This window comes from Pseudomonas sp. GG8 (assembly GCF_052976945.1).
This window is the reverse complement of sequence record NZ_JBRIIP010000020.1, coordinates 1-17,646: the sequence shown is the minus strand read 5'-3', so window position 1 is coordinate 17,646 and position 17,646 is coordinate 1. Positions and strand designations below refer to the sequence as shown.

19 protein-coding genes and 5 pseudogenes are annotated in these 17,646 nt (G+C 57.3%); 15 read left to right on the top strand and 9 right to left on the bottom strand.

Going from position 1 to position 17,646, the window contains the following annotated elements:
- Positions 1-190: 190 nt before the first annotated feature.
- A complete protein-coding gene (locus ACVBEG_RS27625; protein ID WP_447108616.1) occupies positions 191-397 on the top strand; it encodes a hypothetical protein in 207 nt (68 codons plus the stop codon).
- A 34-nt stretch (positions 398-431) separates the two neighbouring features.
- On the opposite strand, the gene ACVBEG_RS27620 is transcribed toward ACVBEG_RS27625, so the two are convergent.
- From ACVBEG_RS27620 to ACVBEG_RS27590, 7 genes and pseudogenes are all read right to left on the bottom strand, one after another.
- Entirely contained in the window at positions 432-794 is a 363-nt protein-coding gene (locus ACVBEG_RS27620; protein ID WP_447108615.1) for a hypothetical protein, read from the bottom strand.
- Positions 782-1,069, bottom strand: coding sequence for a hypothetical protein (locus ACVBEG_RS27615; RefSeq protein ID WP_447108614.1), 288 nt, complete (start codon positions 1,067-1,069; stop codon positions 782-784). Before ACVBEG_RS27615 ends, ACVBEG_RS27620 begins: the two co-directional genes overlap by 13 nt.
- A gap of 18 nt (positions 1,070-1,087) precedes the next feature.
- Positions 1,088-1,420, bottom strand: coding sequence for a hypothetical protein (locus tag ACVBEG_RS27610; RefSeq protein WP_447108618.1), 333 nt, complete (start codon positions 1,418-1,420; stop codon positions 1,088-1,090).
- Between the two features lie 280 nt (positions 1,421-1,700).
- Positions 1,701-1,787 (bottom strand): annotated as a pseudogene (locus ACVBEG_RS27605) (N-ATPase subunit AtpR); the annotation flags it as partial.
- Positions 1,788-2,104: 317 nt separating this feature from the next.
- Positions 2,105-2,494 carry a hypothetical protein gene (locus ACVBEG_RS27600; protein ID WP_447108613.1) on the bottom strand — a complete coding sequence of 130 codons (390 nt, stop codon included), beginning with the start codon at positions 2,492-2,494 and terminating at the stop codon, positions 2,105-2,107.
- A 202-nt stretch (positions 2,495-2,696) separates the two neighbouring features.
- Complete coding sequence (locus ACVBEG_RS27595; protein ID WP_447108612.1) at positions 2,697-2,999, bottom strand: hypothetical protein; 303 nt, start codon at positions 2,997-2,999, stop codon at positions 2,697-2,699.
- Between the two features lie 146 nt (positions 3,000-3,145).
- Positions 3,146-3,214, bottom strand: a pseudogene (locus ACVBEG_RS27590) (hypothetical protein); the annotation flags it as partial.
- Between the two features lie 1,802 nt (positions 3,215-5,016).
- Here ACVBEG_RS27590 and ACVBEG_RS27585 point away from each other — a divergent pair.
- The gene (locus ACVBEG_RS27585) at positions 5,017-5,175 is read left to right on the top strand and encodes a hypothetical protein (protein ID WP_447108611.1); all 159 of its coding nucleotides are present in this window, start codon (positions 5,017-5,019) and stop codon (positions 5,173-5,175) included.
- 498 nt (positions 5,176-5,673) lie between these two features.
- On the opposite strand, the gene ACVBEG_RS27580 is transcribed toward ACVBEG_RS27585, so the two are convergent.
- Positions 5,674-6,090 carry a hypothetical protein gene (locus ACVBEG_RS27580; RefSeq protein ID WP_447108610.1) on the bottom strand — a complete coding sequence of 139 codons (417 nt, stop codon included), beginning with the start codon at positions 6,088-6,090 and terminating at the stop codon, positions 5,674-5,676.
- Between ACVBEG_RS27580 and ACVBEG_RS27575 the strand changes: the two genes are divergently transcribed.
- The 3 genes and pseudogenes from ACVBEG_RS27575 to ACVBEG_RS27565 all read left to right on the top strand — a co-directional run bounded on the left by ACVBEG_RS27575 (position 6,089) and on the right by ACVBEG_RS27565 (position 10,805).
- Positions 6,089-6,253, top strand: a complete 165-nt coding sequence (locus ACVBEG_RS27575; RefSeq protein WP_447108609.1) for a hypothetical protein — start codon at positions 6,089-6,091, stop codon at positions 6,251-6,253. The two genes, ACVBEG_RS27580 and ACVBEG_RS27575, sit on opposite strands and share 2 nt — an antisense overlap.
- Positions 6,254-7,428: 1,175 nt before the next feature.
- Positions 7,429-8,417: pseudogene (gene selD / locus ACVBEG_RS27570) on the top strand (selenide, water dikinase SelD); the annotation flags it as partial.
- Between the two features lie 1,983 nt (positions 8,418-10,400).
- Complete coding sequence (locus tag ACVBEG_RS27565; protein WP_447108608.1) at positions 10,401-10,805, top strand: hypothetical protein; 405 nt, start codon at positions 10,401-10,403, stop codon at positions 10,803-10,805.
- Here ACVBEG_RS27565 and ACVBEG_RS27560 read toward each other — a convergent pair.
- Positions 10,770-10,889 carry a hypothetical protein gene (locus ACVBEG_RS27560; RefSeq protein ID WP_447108617.1) on the bottom strand — a complete coding sequence of 40 codons (120 nt, stop codon included), beginning with the start codon at positions 10,887-10,889 and terminating at the stop codon, positions 10,770-10,772. The genes ACVBEG_RS27565 and ACVBEG_RS27560 overlap by 36 nt on opposite strands.
- A 297-nt stretch (positions 10,890-11,186) precedes the next feature.
- Between ACVBEG_RS27560 and ACVBEG_RS27555 the strand changes: the two genes are divergently transcribed.
- The 10 genes and pseudogenes from ACVBEG_RS27555 to ACVBEG_RS27510 form a co-directional block, all read left to right on the top strand.
- Positions 11,187-11,327 carry a hypothetical protein gene (locus ACVBEG_RS27555; protein ID WP_447108607.1) on the top strand — a complete coding sequence of 47 codons (141 nt, stop codon included), beginning with the start codon at positions 11,187-11,189 and terminating at the stop codon, positions 11,325-11,327.
- A gap of 532 nt (positions 11,328-11,859) precedes the next feature.
- Positions 11,860-12,177 carry a hypothetical protein gene (locus ACVBEG_RS27550; protein ID WP_447108606.1) on the top strand — a complete coding sequence of 106 codons (318 nt, stop codon included), beginning with the start codon at positions 11,860-11,862 and terminating at the stop codon, positions 12,175-12,177.
- A gap of 168 nt (positions 12,178-12,345) precedes the next feature.
- Complete coding sequence (locus ACVBEG_RS27545) at positions 12,346-12,483, top strand: hypothetical protein (RefSeq protein WP_447108605.1); 138 nt, start codon at positions 12,346-12,348, stop codon at positions 12,481-12,483.
- An 83-nt stretch (positions 12,484-12,566) separates the two neighbouring features.
- Positions 12,567-12,782 (top strand): hypothetical protein, encoded by a 216-nt coding sequence (locus ACVBEG_RS27540; protein WP_447108604.1) that lies wholly within the window; start codon positions 12,567-12,569, stop codon positions 12,780-12,782.
- Positions 12,783-13,275: 493 nt separating this feature from the next.
- Positions 13,276-15,054 (top strand): annotated as a pseudogene (locus ACVBEG_RS27535) (penicillin-binding transpeptidase domain-containing protein).
- A 316-nt stretch (positions 15,055-15,370) separates the two neighbouring features.
- The gene (locus tag ACVBEG_RS27530) at positions 15,371-15,634 is read left to right on the top strand and encodes a hypothetical protein (protein WP_447108603.1); all 264 of its coding nucleotides are present in this window, start codon (positions 15,371-15,373) and stop codon (positions 15,632-15,634) included.
- Positions 15,635-15,668: 34 nt separating this feature from the next.
- Entirely contained in the window at positions 15,669-15,815 is a 147-nt protein-coding gene (locus ACVBEG_RS27525) for a hypothetical protein (protein ID WP_447108602.1), read from the top strand.
- A 321-nt stretch (positions 15,816-16,136) separates the two neighbouring features.
- Positions 16,137-16,634 (top strand): hypothetical protein, encoded by a 498-nt coding sequence (locus ACVBEG_RS27520; protein ID WP_447108601.1) that lies wholly within the window; start codon positions 16,137-16,139, stop codon positions 16,632-16,634.
- A 1-nt stretch (position 16,635) separates the two neighbouring features.
- A complete protein-coding gene (locus tag ACVBEG_RS27515) occupies positions 16,636-16,788 on the top strand; it encodes a hypothetical protein (protein WP_447108600.1) in 153 nt (50 codons plus the stop codon).
- 243 nt (positions 16,789-17,031) lie between these two features.
- Positions 17,032-17,646: pseudogene (locus tag ACVBEG_RS27510) on the top strand (hypothetical protein); the annotation flags it as partial.

The window sequence follows — 17,646 nt, the reverse complement described above, 5'->3', positions numbered from 1 at the left end:
CGCTACCACCAGACCTTGTTCCTGGCGTCGACGTATCAGACGGTTGACGAAGGTGTCGACCATGCGCTCTTCCAGGTAGTCCCCGGCGAGTCTTTCAGGGTCTTGCCGAGCAATGGCAAAAACTTCTTCTTGAGTGCGCCGCCCAGTTCGTAGTCCGCCGGCGGCAGGCTGCGCTCTGCAGGGTTTCCAGATGTTTGGCACTCAAGGCCGTGGCGGCCTGGTGTGCGTCATCGAGAAGGCGCTGGCGCTCTACATTCGCCGCGGCTGTTGCCTGTTGCAACAGCGCGGCCCGTTCCTTGTTGCGAACATCACGTTTTCCGAAACCGTGCGTGCCTTCTTCCTCGGCTTCTTTCGCCTCGGCATGCACGGTACAGCGATACGCTGCTGCTGCGCATGAATAGCCGCAAGGGGTCGGGGTGATAGAGGAAGCGCTACAACGACCGCGTCAGGATAAGGAGAAAGTTGACGCTGACGCCGACAGTGAACCAATCAATCAGCGTGATTCTCCCTTTTTCCAGGCGACCTGGGCGATGGCGTTTATCCAGAACGGATTGGCGAACAGAAGACATCGACCGCGAGCAGTAAATCGCCACTGACTCGACCATGGCCAGGCAAAACAGACGGCATTTCGGTAATGGTCGCCTCGGCGGCATCGGGTTGTTGCGCCAACAACGTAACTTACACCATCGCCGCTCCGCATCCTTCACCAGTGCGGGGCCAATACTGCCGATGGCGATGGTCAGCCCTGCAGTGATGATGGAAACCACCTTTGAAATAATCGTCATGCTATCCATGGTAATTCCTTCCTGAGTTCAAGTTGTCGAGTCGGAGATGGAGTCTGGCGCGGGCGGGCGTGATCGTGTCGCTGCAATGTAAACCGCTGCAGAATGCTGAAAATGTCGGCCTGAACCATGCCGGTCAATAACCCAAGCGCACTGAGGGCGATGGGAAAGAGAAGGGGGTGATGGTTGGCGGGGATGGCGGATTCATCGCCCTTCATGATGTTGCAGACCAACGGGCAGCCAGTGCCAACGTGCGCGAGTTCGCTGACGATGTTGAAGGGCAGCATGATGAAGGTTGGCTTCGTCTACGGCGCGCGAGTCTGCGCCAGACCCGCAATCAGCAATGCCGCCAACCAGGGCACTGCGGTGGACACAGTGCCAACACGGTGATTCGAGGCGGACAATCCGGTGGGTGGCTCCGTACCCGGCGCGGTGACGAGAATGAAGTGACGTGCACAAACGGGAGAACAGCGTGCAGCAGATGCAAGGTATTTACGTGGCTGGAGAAGCGAGAGCGCCTGGCTGCGGTGGTAATGCCGGTGACGATGATTTCCGGCAAATTTCTCGCCAGCCGCTGCGCTCAATCCACGGGACAGCCGGCGGGTCACCAGTTTTGAACCCAGCGCGAGGAATAGCATCAACGCACTGTAAAGGCGATAGTGGTGGTTTCAGAAAGCCAGTATCCGCAGATGATCGTGGCTGAGTTGCCGTGGCTGTCCTCGCAAAGGCAGGGTTGGCCGAGTCAGTCAGTAACAAAAAAGCGGGCCACGGTAGACCCGAGCGACGCGACCAGCCAGCGCTGCCATAGGCCGTTCTTCGCAGGCAAAATAGAAACCGACCAGCACGACGCCGGTTCGCAGGAGCAGGCTGGCGAAAAGCCAGAGCGCTGCCCAACGCGATGACGCTGCCCTGACCAACCGTCCACCAAAGGCCACCGAAAAAGAACGCACCGAGCACAACGCCCACCGCGAATGCCGGAGCCAGACTGGGACATTTTTCGCTCATTCCTATCAGACTCCTGATCGCGAATTTCCGGACGTTCTTTGGCAACCAAATCCCATGCATTTAAAACCGGTCAAAGCCTGTAGCCCAGAGCCAGCAGCGCGGATGCGCCGGAGGCGCTTCCTGGATGATGCTTATCACCAAACCCAACGCGGCGAAGGTGGCGGGAAAGTCCTCCGGCAGGCCAGATAAGCGCCATGATGCAGAACGGACCAGACCGTTTGATTAACCTGGCTGTCCTGAGCTTGCGCGCTGCTTTAACACCGATCTGCTGGCTGAACGCCTTGCCCTGGGCGGGCTTCTTTTCTCGCCGTCCTGCATCATGTCATGGCCGCCGAAACGGTAATCAACGCACGCTCCAGCTGGCAGGAACAAACGTACGCTGCATCCTGCATCCAGATTGAGAGAACTGCTGCTCGACGGCCTTGTCGGTACAGCCAGTGCCGTACAGCAATGGCATCGCGCAATGATAGTCGCGCGCCCGGTTTTGACCAATACCCCCTCATCGAGCCGCGCATCTTCGCCCTCAGTTGCGCAGTTTCCGCAGTGAATCCGGAGATGCCGGTGCAAGAGCTCACACAGTCCAGCCGCTGAGGCAACAGGCCGAAAAAGCAGTTGTGGGATTCGGCGACAATACGCAGTACGTCGACCTTATCAGCAAAGACCTTGAAGGGCAGCAGAATTTTAAGTTTCATGTGGGTTGACGGCATTTTTAGCCTCCGTTGCAGGCTCGGGGCTGGCTTTGCCCAGCGCTTCGTCGATGCTTCCTATCATGTACAGGGCGCTTTCCGGGACGTCCTTGAACTCATCGCGCAGAATGCGCTCGCAGCCGTCCAGGGCGTCCTCGAGGCTGACCCACTTGCCTGCAAGACCGGTAAATTGCTGGTGGTAAAAAACGGCTGAGTGGGAGCATCAGCCGCCGGGCACGGGCAACCACCTTGCGATCCTCGGTCGACAGCTGTTCCAGACCGAGCATGGCGATGATGTTGCTGCGGGTCGGCGTATTGCGCCAGTGTGCAGCAGATCTCTTTCAGCCAGCGCATAGTGCCGCTCGCCGATGACCCCGGGCGTGGCCATTTTCGAGTTCGACAGCAGCGGATCGATGGCCGGGTACAAACCCTCACTGGCCCGCTTGCGAGACAGCACGATGGAGGCGGAGAGGTGGGAAAGGGTCTGCACGGCGGCGGGATCGGTAGAGTCATCAGCCGGCCACATAGACCGCCTGAATCGAGGTGATGGCGCCGGTATCGGTGTTGGCGATGCGCTCTTCCAGTTGCGACGTTCGGTGCCCATCGTCGCTGATGCCCAGGCGCGAGGGCGTATTCGCCGTCGGCCCCGGAAATCTCCATGCCCGCCTGGATAAAACGAAAAATGTTATCGACCAGCAGCAACACGTCACGGTGCTCGTCGTCGCGGAAATACTCGGCCATGGTCAAGGCCGCGTGGCCGACCCGAAAACGCGCGCCGGAGGTTCGTTCATCTGTCCGAAGATCATCACCATGTTCTCAGGACGCCTGCTGCCTTCATGTCGCGGTAGAGTTCCCTGCTGGCCTTCGCGGCAGCGCTCTGCGATGCCGCCGAAGGATGCTGACGCCTTCAGTACCCACCATGTTGTGAATCATCTCGGTCAACAGCACAGTCTTGCCGACGCCAGCCCCACACCGAACAGCCCGGCCTTGCCACGCTCCAGCGGCGTCGACACGTCAATGACCCTGATCCCCGTTGGAGTTGCTCGCGGTTTTGGTCGGCAGTTCGGCCAGTGAAGGTGGCGCGCGATGGACGCTGTCGCCAGCCAACCTGAGGCGCGGGCAGACGGTCGATGGCATTGCCAAAGATCCTCGAACATGCGTGACAGAATTTCCTTGCCTACGGGGGCAAGCGAGGGCCCGCCGCTGTCCTGGACCATGCCGCGAGCGAGACCTTGTTCGGCGCGGTCGCGGGCGATGCCGCGTACACGATGGCATCCAGTTGCTCCATCACTTCGATGATGATTTTGCCTTCGGCCCCAGTGTGCAGCAGGGAATGGATCGGAGCGGCAGATGGGCTTCGAAGCGTATATCAACGACGCTGCCGCGCACGAAGCGACCGCGCCCCTGTATTCGATGAGCGGGCTTTACTTGTAGTAAGAGACCCCTTATTTCCGTTGTCAGCCGTAGGGCACCGGGAAATCTCATTCTGAAAGGCTGCGCTGGGCATTTCTTGCCGCGTATCACGCGATTGCCCAGATCACCCAGTAAGGGTCTATATTGGCCCCAATGATCAGGGTGCATCGAGCATGATAGATGGGCGAAAAATACCACCGGGCACCCGGTGGATGTGGCTCAACGTTGAACAGTTCGTTGATTGGTTTGAATTCGGCCTCCCGACAGGCGGTAAAAAAACAAGAGTATTTTCGTTCAGGCTGCGATAAATGCGTGAATGAAGTCCTTTGTCTTAAGCCATTAACCACGAATGTCAGAAGCCTGAGATATAGGCGTTCTAAATCATCGAGGGTGCCATAACTAAAGCGTAAAGTGGGACGGCTAAATCATACATAAACCGGGTCTGCATATTGCTCTTTGTTGTTGGCGCAACGGTGCTGGAGCGAAGGCACCCTGACAGAAGACAACGTGTTGCACATCAGCGAAGGCTTCGACAGCCTCCGCTACGCGGTCGCATGCTCTCAAAGAGTAAAAAGCATATCGCTGCAAGGACAGATTCAGATAAATCTCTCACCGACCAGAACGCGCTACGCATGCAGCGCAGCTGTGCCAGGTTGCTGATGCCTCCTGTTCCTTCTGATGTCTCGCATTAAGTTTCTGCCAAGCCGGGTTCGTTAGCACCAACGAGCGCTTCGTCCCTATGGCACAGCAGAGCGCTGTTCCCTGCGCGCCCCTTGCATAGTGGGGTTGGCGATAACATTGGCGTGCGTACGGCACCGGAGTTCATTTTATCGATGCTTGTACATGCGGTGGGCGCCTACTTCAAAGGCGGCTTGAAAGCGCGACAAGTTTGGTGGATTTCCAGCTATGACCGGGCTGCACCCAATGGTACCGGGGCCGCCAAAGTGGCATCCGTTGCGCCGCAGCCTGATGCCAATTCAGAAGCCAAGAACATAACTTTTTCGCGGCCTGCTCATTTACTTGGACCCCCTAACCCATCGAAAATTGGAAAAATGCCAGTATGCGGACATTTTCGCTATTTCTGGCGATGGATGAGTTCGTGACCACGAAGTCACCTTGGGTACTCCCTGGTGTTGCTCGCTGTCGTTGATGGGGCTTCTGGCGCAAACTGGCCTGGGCCTGAAGTCGTCGAGGGCGATGTGTTTATCGACCGCCTTGATGAGTTCAAGGAAGCCGGGGCTGGGTACGGCTGCGGTGGTTACACCGATTTGGCGGCATTGGTTGATTAACGTGCACGTGTTCTACAGTGAAGAAAGAAGTAGGGCCCGTGACTCAGCGGCTCTATAACGAAGGTCAGGGCGTGCAACAGGCGATATGAAGCACCTGAAGCTGATGGTGAAGTTTTGATGACGGCCTAATTGTTCGCTATTATCGGCTCGTCCACCGCATGAAGGTGGATCAGCACCGGTATATATAGCGACAGTGAGGTCTGCACAGGGTGACGTCATGTTATGGAACTCTCCCAAAACTACGATGCTTGTCCAACGGGTCACCGGTTAAACTCATAACCAGCGCGCAAACCACGAGATGTACTTCCAGTTCAGTCCAGCGCATCACCGCTGCCGTGCGGGTTTGTTTATATCTCGACGGTTTCCTGCAACATTATTGCATTCCCGGGCTATCTTCAGCGACATGGGCCTGCTCTTCGAAGCCGCTGCCATCTGGTGACTCATGCTGCTGATGCGCTACAACGGCTTCCCGGATTCCCCTGAAGTGCCTGTTGTGCCTCAATGACTTGCAGGACACCGTGATCGGCCTCGTTGATGCCCATCCGGGCAATCCTCAGCCTCATCGGCACCCTTTTCGGTTTCAATGACGTGTTGATTTGCTGGGTTGGTTGAGTTTTGCCGGCCAGTCGCGGACCTCATCGGCCAGCTGCTGAAAGCCCCGACCTTGTTCACCGGCTGTCGGCTGCTTCTGATGGCGGCGTTGGCGAGCAGGTTGGTTTGGTCGGCAATGGATTGAATCATCCCTGCAGCACCTTCATCATGCTCGAGTTCGTTGGCCAGGTTGTCCACGGCGTTGCTGATGTTGGACCATGTAGCAGTTGAATGGCTTCTCTGCTTAGACATACCGGCCAGCTTCGCCAGCCCGTTGAGCCAGTTCATGTGCTGTTTGTGCTTCATGTGCAGTGTGTTGCACATGACCAACCTACTCGTTGATCGACGCGGCCATTTGAGTCATGGCAGCGGCCGTGATGTAGGTTTCACTCTGCTCAGCGGAAGCCTGTTGCAGTGTCGCTGGAAAGCAGATGAGGAGTATGCGCTCCTCAACGCCCTGGAGAAGCGCGATGATTTCCAGGCATGAGCAGTATTGAGCCGGGCGTCTCACTGATCAGTATCATCGCCAGCTGCGCCGACGGGCAGTCAGGCGTCGCTATCGTGAGCGCGCCTTCACCGGTATGTAAACACATCGGGTGCACTTTCAATGATGTGCTTTAGTTGGCGCCCAATCATTTTATGACCACACCTACGATTAAAAATAACCCGGCGGTCGCGGCCTGGGCGACCGAATTGGGCAGGTAGTTAGTAGCGCCAATAGCAACCGCTCTGCGGGAAAAGCATTTGCCCGGCAAAAGCAGCTAGGTGATGTTTTGTGGACACGGTCATTTTTAAGCAGCCACACAAACGCTCGTACAGCCGATGTGCTCGGTCTATCTGCTGTCGGGTCGGCTTTTTGGCCCTTCGACTCGGTCGCCGACTAACTTGCCCTTTCAAGATGGGGTTACGTTGTAAGCGTACCAATAAGATCTCCGTTCTTACAGTACCAACGCCCATCCAGCTTTTTCCCGCTTTCAAATAACGCCACATCAGCGCAAAAACAGCAGGTGGCATGTCGGGGTGACGCACCAGGTTGTAAAGGTTTCCAATCAGCTCTTGTTGAGAGTAACCGCTGTCTCAGCCGACTTCGTGCAATAGGTGATTTTTCCGCTGCATATCGTCGCTGAAATCAGGCGTTGTTGACGGAAATATTTCTCAACAGCAGTGGTGGTACAATTCGCGTAATCTGCAGAAGGTAATGTTTCATGGTACAAGCCTGGGTATCAGTACTCCCTAACGATGGCTGATGCTGAATCAAGGGCGTAATGATAATACAAGACCTATGGTTGAGGTGTCGGTGATAGCAGTTAGCCTCTACGCTTATGAGCTGTCTAGAACATGCGCGTGCAGTGTGGAGTGGTGTGGCTACTCCAAATCCTTGTGCAAGAGGCAGGCAATTCCCACTCCCTACACAGGGCGAAGTCGGCCCGCTAATCCTCCCGCGCTTCGAGGCAGCCGCTGAAGTCCTCCATCAAGGCGGCAGGGCTCGTTGGGGGAAGGCAGATCTGCCTGGTCGAAAGGGTATTTGCCGGTTGTCGCGCCTGTTGTGCCAAGGCATATCTCGGTGCGTGTTGCTGTCGCTGAGGCGCGGTGCGTTGAGCAGGCTTTCAAGCAGAAGCGCCTATCACGCTTGGCCGCTCTGTTGGATACGGTACACTCGATCTGGAGGTTCACAGATCGAGCTCGCCGATTCGCCTTTGCCGGTGCCGGTCGCGGTCCGGCTGCGGCTACGGAGTACCTGCCCACAGGTGCTGGAGGTGATTCTGGCTGGCAGTGGTGCGCAGAACCTAATCCGAACTCTGGGTTGGCAATCCATCGCGCGACAACGCGGCGGTGTACGCCATCGATGAGGAGCGCGGTGTGGTGTCGACCACCATTTTCTTCATGCCTATGGTCAATGATCCAGTCCGAACTTCGACAGATACCACCACCAATGCCATCAGCGATATCTTCGCCATGGGCAGTGATCCGTTGATGGCGATTGCGATTACTGGTAGGCTGGTCAATGTGCTGGCGCCGGAAGTTGCCGGTGAAGTGATTCGCGGCGGGCGTGACCTGTGATGTCCATGCACTGGCGGGTCGCATGGGTTGATCGCCAACGTCTCTGTTTAAATTGGCAGGGATCAACGGGATTGGTCGAGAAGCGATTCATGAAGCGCAATGACACCGCGAGCACGAAGGGTCCAGCTGTTATCTGACTAAGCCTTTCGGCATGGGTATTCATCGCAACAGCAAGAAGAGAAAGAGGTGCTTTGCGCAGAGGATCAAGGGGTGGCGCGCGACATGATGTGCGCATTCGGACGACAGCCAGCATCGGCAAGCTGGAGGGGGTCAAGGCGATGACCGATGTGCCACCCAGGGTTTTCGCTTGCTCGGCCACCTGGTGGAGATCGCGGACGGTAGCCAACTGACAGGCAGCGCGCCTCGACTTCCTCATACTCGATTGGCAGATCTGAACTTGTATCTTCCGAGCAGGAGCTGGTCTCGCCGTTGTGGACCCACCGTGGTTCCGACAGTTACGGCGAGCGCATGCGCGCGTTGACGCAAATCCAGGAAGTTACTGTTCAATCCGCGACTCGGTGGCGGTCTTCTGGTTGCCGTCCAAGGGTGAGCAAGCGAACTTCCTTGCGCTGGCCTCTGGACTGGGGCTCGAGTTTTGTCTGTAATTGGCGAATTCCTCAAGGCCGACAGCGTCGCCGGTCGGTGCTCTGATCCGTGGACCACCGACTACAACATTTATGAGTGGCCGGCCCCTGATCGACGTGCGTGCGCCGGTCGAATTCGACGAAGTATCCCCCTGCGGCGTGCAATCGGCAGCTGATGAACGAGTTCGGACAGGGAGAAAGTGGGCACCTGCTATGAGCAGCAAGGGCGGCGCGGCCGGGGCTTCGGTGGGCATCAGTTGGTGTGCAGCAGCCGAAGCAGCGGCATGGGAGGACACGGAGACGCTTCTCCGTGACCTCAGGGCTCCTATTGCTTTCGGGAGGGTGCGCTTGAACTGACCCGGCGATCGCTCGAGTGACAATGATATCCACGGGTTATCGGTGGTTGCAGGGCTCTGCCGGAACCTGATCAAGTTGCTCAATTGCGGTGGCCGAGTCCGATTTTGTGGTGGCCAGGCGCAGGCTTTAGGCAGCCGAAGTGTTGACACCATCGCCAATGCCCTCGATTTGCAGAGGGGGCTGGCCGGAATTCGCCGCGGCTACCATTTCCGCAAGCATGACACCACCAACACGGTGCCGATGCAGTTGGTGGGGAGATTCCTTTGGCGATCGACGTCTCAAAAAGCATATTGGAGGGTGTACGTCAGTTCATTCTGAAGAGACAGGGGCGTGTATGAGGTCGCCGTGAGATCCCGCTGACATGTTCCGGGCATGCAGAGTCCCCGCTGGTGTCGGCTGGGAGCCTTGAGGGATTGGGTCGAGCGAATTCTTAAAGATTATGTGATCGATTTGTGCGCCGAGTTCATCAGTGTTTGTGAGTGCGTCAGCGGGTTTTGGCGTCTCCCTGGCCGCCTCCGCCAGAGCTTGTCGCATCGTCGAACGTTTGGGCGAGCGCTCCCAGCCTGGCCTTGATCATGGACAGTGCACTGATCGAGCAGGAAAAGTACAGTGCCGTCGGATCCACGGAACTGATCATCGGGATGCTGAGGAGTGGTCTCAGCACCATGTATGCCTATCAGAGAGACAGCAAAGGGCCACATCATTTGCAGCAATGGGGCCGTGCTCGAGTCCCTGAGAGAGCGTGGCCGCGAGCTCGACTCCAGTACCGGGTTCGGCTGTGCATCATCCGTTGATGACGTACAGACGGGGTGCCGACAGGGTCACCAGCGAGCCAAGGGTCGAGATCAGAATCGTGCTTGAAACCACCCGGATGCCTGGCGCCGGTAGTATTCGGCCAGCATGAACAGCCGGTACTGTTGGAAGCGCGCTGAGTGATGGCACGCCGGAGTTCGCCACGACGCAGGCGTGGAATACGCGGAACGCCAGAAACCAAGTCAGCAGTGGATGCGCGATCAGCTTTATCAACCCCCAGGCGTCGGTTTCGCTCTACCATGGGCCTTCCTGTTCTCGGCAAGAACAGCCGATGAGATGTCGGTGCACGCCGTGGTTCTGCGCAACGGCTCAAGAAGTTTCGATCTGCCCGGGCAGCGGCACGCCGTATAGGCCCAGCAGGCGCCCAGAATGGCGAGACCACCAAGGGCTTCTGCGCGGCCGATGCAGCACCACCTCGACGCGGTGCGATCCGCGCCCGACGCTCGCTCTGTAAACCGATCTCGATGCACACCAGCGCCAAGCCGAACGACGCACAGACCACCAGCAAGGACGCAATCAGAGCCGGTTCAAGACCCTCTGGCCCCAGCACCATGATGCACAGCGGTATGCCGATATAGCCGGTATTGGCATAGGACGCGCTGCAGTTGCATCAATACTGGCATCGGCGAAGTGGCTGTTCTTCCAGCGAAGTAACAGGGTCAGCACGAACATGGCGAGCGTGCTGCCTGAACGCCGAGCGCGAAGCCTGCGGGTGCAACTGCCAGGTTGCGGTGGCAGTCGCCGTGAATAACAGCGCGGGCCAGCGCCAAGGACCACACCACCATGCGGTTGGCTTGAGGCCGCGTTCGAGCCGGACGGATGGGTGCGTTCGGCGTACCGAAACCGATGAGATTGGCGAAGATCGGCAGCAATACATTGAATAGGGAGGACGTCGACCAACCCCTTGAACCGCTAACCAGCCCGGCAAGGTTAAAGTCGGAAATCGTTAGCGTCCAATCTTTATTGATGGTCGGGATCTGCAATCTCTCTGTATCAACGGTTTCAGGGCGGCCGAGCGGACCCTACCGCCACAAGTCGCTATTCAACGAGAAGATCAACGCCTTCAACCCGCCTTCCAGTGGGAATATGGCGAACTCGGGCGGGTTTTCCAGCGCTGCTGGAAAAATCAAGTCAGGCGCCTTCGACAGCGAGGCATTCGGATTGAAAAGTCCGGGGCCGATGGCGGGGTCATTGATGCGCCGGTCCAGAGACCTTGCCGGTTGACCGAATCAGGCAGGCGGCGGAGGATTTTTGGTAGTCCTGGTGCAGCACAAAGCTGCCTTTCTGAAACGAAGGCGGGTCGACGATGAGCTGATCAGGTCGTAGGGGCCGTCTCTTACTCTCGCCCAGGATTTGAAAAGGTAGTGCCTCAACTTAGCAGCCAGCTCAAATCACTGTCGGTTAAGGCGGTAACTGGCCTGGCTCAAGGCGGCCTTGGCCATGTCGAGATTCACTCATGCTCACACCGGCAATGGCGGCGACAGAAAGCCGGCAGGGTCTCGCGAACAGATTCAACCATCATGTGCCTGAGCTGAACCCGGCGGCGGGCGGTTGGCGCATGTATCGGGAGCAGCCCAGTGTTGTCGTTGTGCCGAAGTCCAGTTTTTGAAGAAAATCCAGACCGTTCTCGGTGACAACCCCGGTATCGAGCATCTGCCAGCGACGTTTGAGCTGCTGTTCTGCGAAGGTGGCGGTATCCGCAATCGCCGGGTATGCGCCTGGCTGTGCAGGCGCGGGCGGAACTGACTCAGCCAGAACGTGCTGCTCATGGCATCGCGAACTTCAGCTTCATCCGGTTGCTTGTTCAGCGACACCAATCGCCCTGCAACCAGTCAACGGTCACTTCTTCGACCCGCCAGCGTCGCCTGTGCCGTGAAACAGGCGGCGAGCTTCGTCAGGTACTGCACTTAAAGCAGAAATTCGATCCTATCCAGTCAGAGGCTGGATCACTGCGGGCTATGAACGGTCCGTTCGAAAGCGCGCATTTCCAGCTGCGTGATCGCCAGGTGCGTCCTCTTCTTAACCCTCACGAAGGCCGCTAAAGATTTACTGACGCCCGCGAAATAATCGGGGAAAGAATGAAAAGCAAAACGAACGACATCATCGTGACCGTATGAATATTCTCTTTCTATACCAGGACAGCTGTCAGTGATCTGATAAAAGCGTCGGCTGGTCCAAACAACGCCAAAACCCAGGAAGATATACCTGCTTGATCCTACAGAATCACCTTGGCGGGTGGAGATCACATGGCCTGCGGGACCGTCGGGGTCGGGGAAAAGTGTCTATTCTTCGTGCCCTGGCGCTGCTGGATCCCGCTGGAGGACTGGTTGGCGATCAAGCGGTGTCGGCTCCGGGATTCCGGCGTATCGCCGCCATGTCAGTTACATCGCTCAGCGCCGCAATGCTTGAGGGCACAGTTGGAGCAGTCCTTCCTTCAGCTTCAAGGTCTATCACGACCTCCTTCGGCACCGCTAACCCTGCCTTGTCGTGCGCCGAGCAGGCAGCGGGGGAGCGCTTTCTCGACCAGCAGGCCAGCGGACTGCTGGGGGGTGAAGCACGGAGATTCGCAGCGTTCGGGTTCTCCGATCCAGCCTGATGTGCTTTTCTTGATGGAAGCCACCACGTCACTCAATACAAGGAATGCATCTCGAGAAATCGAGTCACTGGTGGCGGCCTGGTTCAGTAGCACCCGCAGTGATACGCGCCTACGTGGATCTCCGATCGAGCAGGCTGTTCGCATCATCAAGGTCGGCGAAGGCTGACGATGCAGGCACATGAGCAAGCACACGACCTGATGGACTATCAGAACTTATCGCTACTCGATATCGAAATACTTCCTCGGTTGATCCTGATTAACGGCGTACTGCCTTTGTCCTCGAAGCTGATGCTGGAACTGGTGTAGACGCTGATCCGCACCGTTGTGCAGCTACTCGCCATTGGTTATATTGAGTTTGCGGTATTCAACTTCGCCCAATGGTGTTATTCGTGCTGCCGTTGATCGCCCGGATGACCTTCGGCCTGGCGGGGCTGTCGGCCTCGCCAGACGGCAAGCGCGGTATTCCGGGCAGCGTTAAAACAGCATTCGTCGATCTGGCTGAGTTCATGGCTGGTCACTGCCATCTGGGCGTGTCCACGCTGTCGGATTCATGCCTGGTGCTGGCCGTTGATCCAGCTTGTCGGGATAGTTGGCAGCCTACCTGACCGGGGTATCATCGGTATCAGGGCAACGTTAAAATAACGACCAGGCACAACATCATGGAAATGAGTCTTGCCCTGGGCGCTACCCGCTGAAAGTTCACGCGTTAACCCCTACACCAGGCGGTGCGTGATAATGCTGGCTTAATGGAATGACTCATCAGGCTGGTCAGCCTGCCAGATAATGGGGCAGGTGCTGGCAGTCGCGGTTGGCGGCAGTGCGTTTCTTTCAAACATTCATGATGTTCCTGATCACAGCAGCATCGGCGCTGGGAACGGTGTGTGCAGTACTGCTTCACCTACGGCGGCTGTTTCAGCGGATTCACCGGTTTTTGGCGTCGAGGCTGATGGTGCGCAAATAGTTGCAATCGCATTTCCCTTGCGCACTCTGATTTGTGGGCGTCCTGCGCCGTTAACTGGGAACTGCAATTCTGGCAGGCTTGCTTGGTCTTGTCGTCAAATTTGTCACGTTTTCCCCTTTTAACGAGAAGCTGTAGCAATGCCTGAACCAATTCCCTTAAAGGGCCCCGCCAAAAGAAAACACAACTCGTCGTCAGTTTGTGCATGTAGGTGCTTCTCGTGAGGGACCATGTAGCTACATACATAGATAGAGATGTTTTTCTCCATCCATTCATTTATCATTCGACGGTCAGGACGATCGTGTATCCTACAATACACACGGAAAGAGGCATGATTTAGGACCGTAATGGTGTGGTGCTGGCGGACAATGACCAGTCAACCTGATCATGACCCGCGAGCGGTCCGGGGACTGGAGCCAGGTGCTGGACTCCCTGATTGATCTTCAGTTGCCTGAAGAAGACCGGATTTTGTCGACAAGGATCTGAAGCGAGCCCGTCATCGCTTCGACCCTGGTGCTGTCGACTTGACCGAAAAACAATTGCCCTGGTCGCCGTCGATGAGTTCGCCCTTGCGGGGATGAACGTCGAGCCGCAGTTCGTTCGGCATTATCCGTTTCAGCGCGCCGTTTCCATTCCATTGGTTATGTGGGCAGGATGAGACGAAAGATCCAAGCAACTGTCAGTGGATTGTGCGGCACTCAATGGATCGGCAAGACCGGTATCGAGCCGCTTCTACGGTCTGAACTGCATGGGCCGGGTCGGTTATGAGAGAGGTCGACCGATCGCCAGGGCGGGTGTTGCGCGTGTCGAGCACACCAACCCTGTCCCCATGGTCCTGAGCCTGGATATCAGTCTTCAGAGCGGCGGAAGATGCCCTGGGAGATCGGCGTGGTTGCTCGGCGTGGTGGCGCTGGACCCGGAGACCGGCGGAGTACTGGCCATGGTCAGCGAACCCAGTTTCGAATCCCAACCTGTTCGTCACCGGGATTAGCTTCAAGGAATACGCAGCGCTGCGTGACTCTGTCGACCAGGCCCTTGTTCGACAGGGTGCTGGGTGCTGTCGCCCGGGTTCGACGATCAACCTGAGGTCGCGATTCATGGACGGCGGTGTCTACCGCGCAGACCCGGGTGTTCGACCCTGGCTACTTCCAACTGCCAGATTCAGATCACGAATACCGAAACTGGAACCACAGCGGTGATGATTCCATCGACCCTCATGGATACCCGCGTCATGCGTCCAACAACACCTGTTTCTATACGCTGGCGCACAAGCTCGGCATCGTTCGTCGTCGTTTACATGACCATGTTCACCTGGGACAAAAAGTGTCGCTGGACATGTTTGAGGAGTCGGCGGGGCTAATCCTTTCCGTGAGTGGAAGCGGGCCACGCAACATCATATCCGTTCCCCGGTGAAGCGCGCATGTTGGGGACTGGGCAGGATATCCAGGTGAACGCGCTCGCCGACTGGCCAGCGCGTTGATTGCCAACAAAGGCGTGTGGAATCGGCCTGGTGTCAACTATCGATGGTGTGTCACCGTAAATGAACCCGATGCCTGGCGTCGTCTTTCATCAACTCCATGAGTCGGATCAGGTCAATCACGGTATGCAGATCGTGATGCATCTCGTCCGCGTGGCGTTGCTGGCTGCCCTGGCACGCGATACCAGATGCCGTAAAAGCAACCGCCCAGGTGGTTGCGATATCGAGCAGGGGTCGCGCTACAACCGTTTTTTGAAAACCCTGCGAAACGCATCACGACGTGCTGTGTCGTTGGTTTCGCCCCGGCAGCCATCCGAATACGCAGTATCAGGGTCGTGATCGAGAACGGTGAAGCGGGCGGTCGCGTCAGGCGGGTATATGTGGTGAGGAAGAGGTAAATGGTCCCCTGGTCTGTAAAGAAGGCCACTTGAAGCCGATGTGAGCGCCGGTACAACCGGTGAGCCGCGCGCATCCTGACATCACCCGCATCAGCTGGCCTTCATGCGCAACGGATGCACTGCCGACAGACACCACATTTCCGCGAAGGTTTGGGGCTGGTCAGTCCGGTTTATGCCATTAAACCGGGCGTTCAGCTTCATGGTGCACCGCTGAATCAATAAAAATCTTGTGAAAATTCTCTCCGGAAAAAAGTCGTTGTATTCGTCTGAATTTGAATGTTATGCTCATAACATATTGAAGATTAATGACCGTCTTCTAACATTTATGGCTGCGCCAGGTCGTGGATGGGCGTGAACTGCGTGGAAGAGATTCTGGTGACGCTGGAACAGCGCTTCACTGGCCTGACGCCTGCCGGGAAGCATGGCCGGCTGCTGCTGCGCAGACCCTTCAGAAGTTGCCTTCAAGTCGGCGGACAGCATCGCGCCACGAACCGGAACCACGGGCATTTCGGTCGACGCTCTTGCGTTGCGCTCGGCCGCTGGTTGATCTGGACGACGTCGAACAAAGCTGCGCGGTGGCTCGGTAATACCTGGCTGATCACCGACCGGCTGGGCCTTCCGTGAAAAAGCGCCGCGCGGCGATGCGCTGGATCGCTGGTTGAGCCGAGAACTGGACGCTATTCAGCACGTGTACGGCCTCGCCCGAGCAACGGTTTGCCCACCTACCGTCGAGCGTCTGTACGCCGCCGATGCGGTATTCATTGTCGGTATTCAGACCACTCGCGGCATTTCAACGCGTTCATAGCCACCTCGAATACATCCGGCCAAAGGTATGCATGATGGCCTGTCCGGGACTTATGCCGACATACTGAACTCGAGGATTTTTGAGAATGCCTCGCGGTAGCTTTTCCGATTTCATCCTCTTCCAGGCGTCGCCCGCGCGTTCAAGGTACGGCCGCGTCAATCTGCCCTTGGCATTGGTCACCGATTTCCACGCTGCATGTCGCGGGATTACCCCATGGACCTGTTGCAACTGAAGACCGACGTGGGTCAGTTTTGGGATTCCCTGGCACCGCTGGAGCCGTCCCTTTCAATCTGATGGTGTCGGCCGTGGCGGAAAAATACGGTGACCGTCTGGACGAGCGTCTGGCGAAAAATCGGCACCTGCAAGAGCTTTTTGGCCAGTTTGAATAGCGCTGCTCAGGGCTATCAAACCGGCAACATGATGACCAGCGTCTTCTTTGAATTGGAGTGTTTCGTGAACAGCAGCCTACTTGTCGAAGTCGATGCCCACGCGCTGCAGGTCGAAATCGATCTGATCTACGCTGGCGCCGATAACCTGGCTGGCACGCCGATTTATCAAGATCCACGCTGCTTTGTACCGCAACGCCGAACGCTGCCTGCGCCATGGCGAGCCGTCTGGCGCGCCAGGCACATTCCCTGCTGCGCATTGCCTGCGGGATGCCTACCGCCCGCATATGCCCAACTGTTGCTGTGGCAGGCGCTGCATCCAGGAATACGTCGTGATCCAACACTCAGTTCGCACGCCATCACCGTCGTGGCTGTCGAGTTAACGTTTCGTCGCCGACGGCCAGCCGCTGGACATGGGCACCGGTTTCGATGACATGCGTGAGCAGTCTCGCCAGTTCGCCGACCTGCCGTGCAGCGCAACCGTTTTGCTGCTCGGGATGGTGTCGACGCCGGGTACAGCAACTGCCAGCGAATGGTGGCGTCAGATGCCAGACGCCAGAGCTATTCAGTTCATTGACGACGGTTAATGGTGCACGGCCAAGCCGCTGACGGATAGCCTGGATCAATGACCTGTACGCTGACGCGGCCTGGCTGATGACCGGGACGACAATCAATGCCCGGCATAAAGTCGTGATGACTTTCCAGAACAGGCAAGGATTGGCCATTTTTTTGAACACTCATTGGGAGTTGGTCGAGCTTTAACTGCCCGGTATTCCTTTAATGAAAAGCTTGACAACTACGCCGTACTCGAATGATCAAGGAGCACCGGCATGAATCTAATCTTCACCCCGCGCGAATTGGCCATGGCCTTGCTGTGCTGGCTCTGGGTCTCGGTGCCTGGCAGTCGGCCAGCGCCGCCGTGCCGGCCGGACGCGCTGATGGTGCGCAAGGTCCAGCCGCAGCCCGCGGGTGGCGGCCCAGGCCCTGGCGTGGATAACAACGACTGGACCGTGACCTATCCGGCGTCCGGAGAACTGGTGGCCGAGGTCGAGCGGCAAGGGCAGCGCCGAGGTGCAGGTCGATGGCCGCCAGCTGGACCACATCAGCCGACAGCTTTTGATCTGGGAACTGAAGATGAGAAACCGAAGTATCTTGATGATGACGCCGGAGTGGACGCCAGACGCGGTAAACTGTTTCTTCAACCAGTAATCAAACTCAGCAAAGCCATGCCGGTGACTTTGCCGGGCACGTCACTGGCCGTGGCGGTGCTTAAACGCGACGCGCCAGTACGCTTTCTGCCTTTGAAAAGCGCGTATCGCATGCTTTATACCCTTGCGCATAACGGGCAATCATCAACCCGATATCGCCAAAAAACCGACGACGTAAACGCGTATCTAAACCAGTGCCCAGGTTCTGGTATTCCAGCTGACCTTGGCAGAAAGGCC

What these genes read in the sequence shown, in the direction of transcription:
- ACVBEG_RS27575 (WP_447108609.1), top strand. Translation starts at nt 6,089, where the DNA reads ATGACCAACCTACTCGTTGATCGACGCGGCCATTTGAGTCATGGCAGC.
- ACVBEG_RS27625 (WP_447108616.1), top strand. Translation starts at nt 191, where the DNA reads ATGTTTGGCACTCAAGGCCGTGGCGGCCTGGTGTGCGTCATCGAGAAG.
- ACVBEG_RS27580 (WP_447108610.1), bottom strand. Translation starts at nt 6,090, where the DNA reads ATGTGCAACACACTGCACATGAAGCACAAACAGCACATGAACTGGCTC.
- ACVBEG_RS27595 (WP_447108612.1), bottom strand. Translation starts at nt 2,999, where the DNA reads ATGTGGCCGGCTGATGACTCTACCGATCCCGCCGCCGTGCAGACCCTT.
- ACVBEG_RS27620 (WP_447108615.1), bottom strand. Translation starts at nt 794, where the DNA reads ATGGATAGCATGACGATTATTTCAAAGGTGGTTTCCATCATCACTGCA.
- ACVBEG_RS27615 (WP_447108614.1), bottom strand. Translation starts at nt 1,069, where the DNA reads ATGCTGCCCTTCAACATCGTCAGCGAACTCGCGCACGTTGGCACTGGC.
- ACVBEG_RS27515 (WP_447108600.1), top strand. Translation starts at nt 16,636, where the DNA reads ATGCGTGAGCAGTCTCGCCAGTTCGCCGACCTGCCGTGCAGCGCAACC.
- ACVBEG_RS27565 (WP_447108608.1), top strand. Translation starts at nt 10,401, where the DNA reads ATGGGTGCGTTCGGCGTACCGAAACCGATGAGATTGGCGAAGATCGGC.
- ACVBEG_RS27545 (WP_447108605.1), top strand. Translation starts at nt 12,346, where the DNA reads ATGCAGGCACATGAGCAAGCACACGACCTGATGGACTATCAGAACTTA.
- ACVBEG_RS27600 (WP_447108613.1), bottom strand. Translation starts at nt 2,494, where the DNA reads ATGCCGTCAACCCACATGAAACTTAAAATTCTGCTGCCCTTCAAGGTC.
- ACVBEG_RS27610 (WP_447108618.1), bottom strand. Translation starts at nt 1,420, where the DNA reads ATGCTATTCCTCGCGCTGGGTTCAAAACTGGTGACCCGCCGGCTGTCC.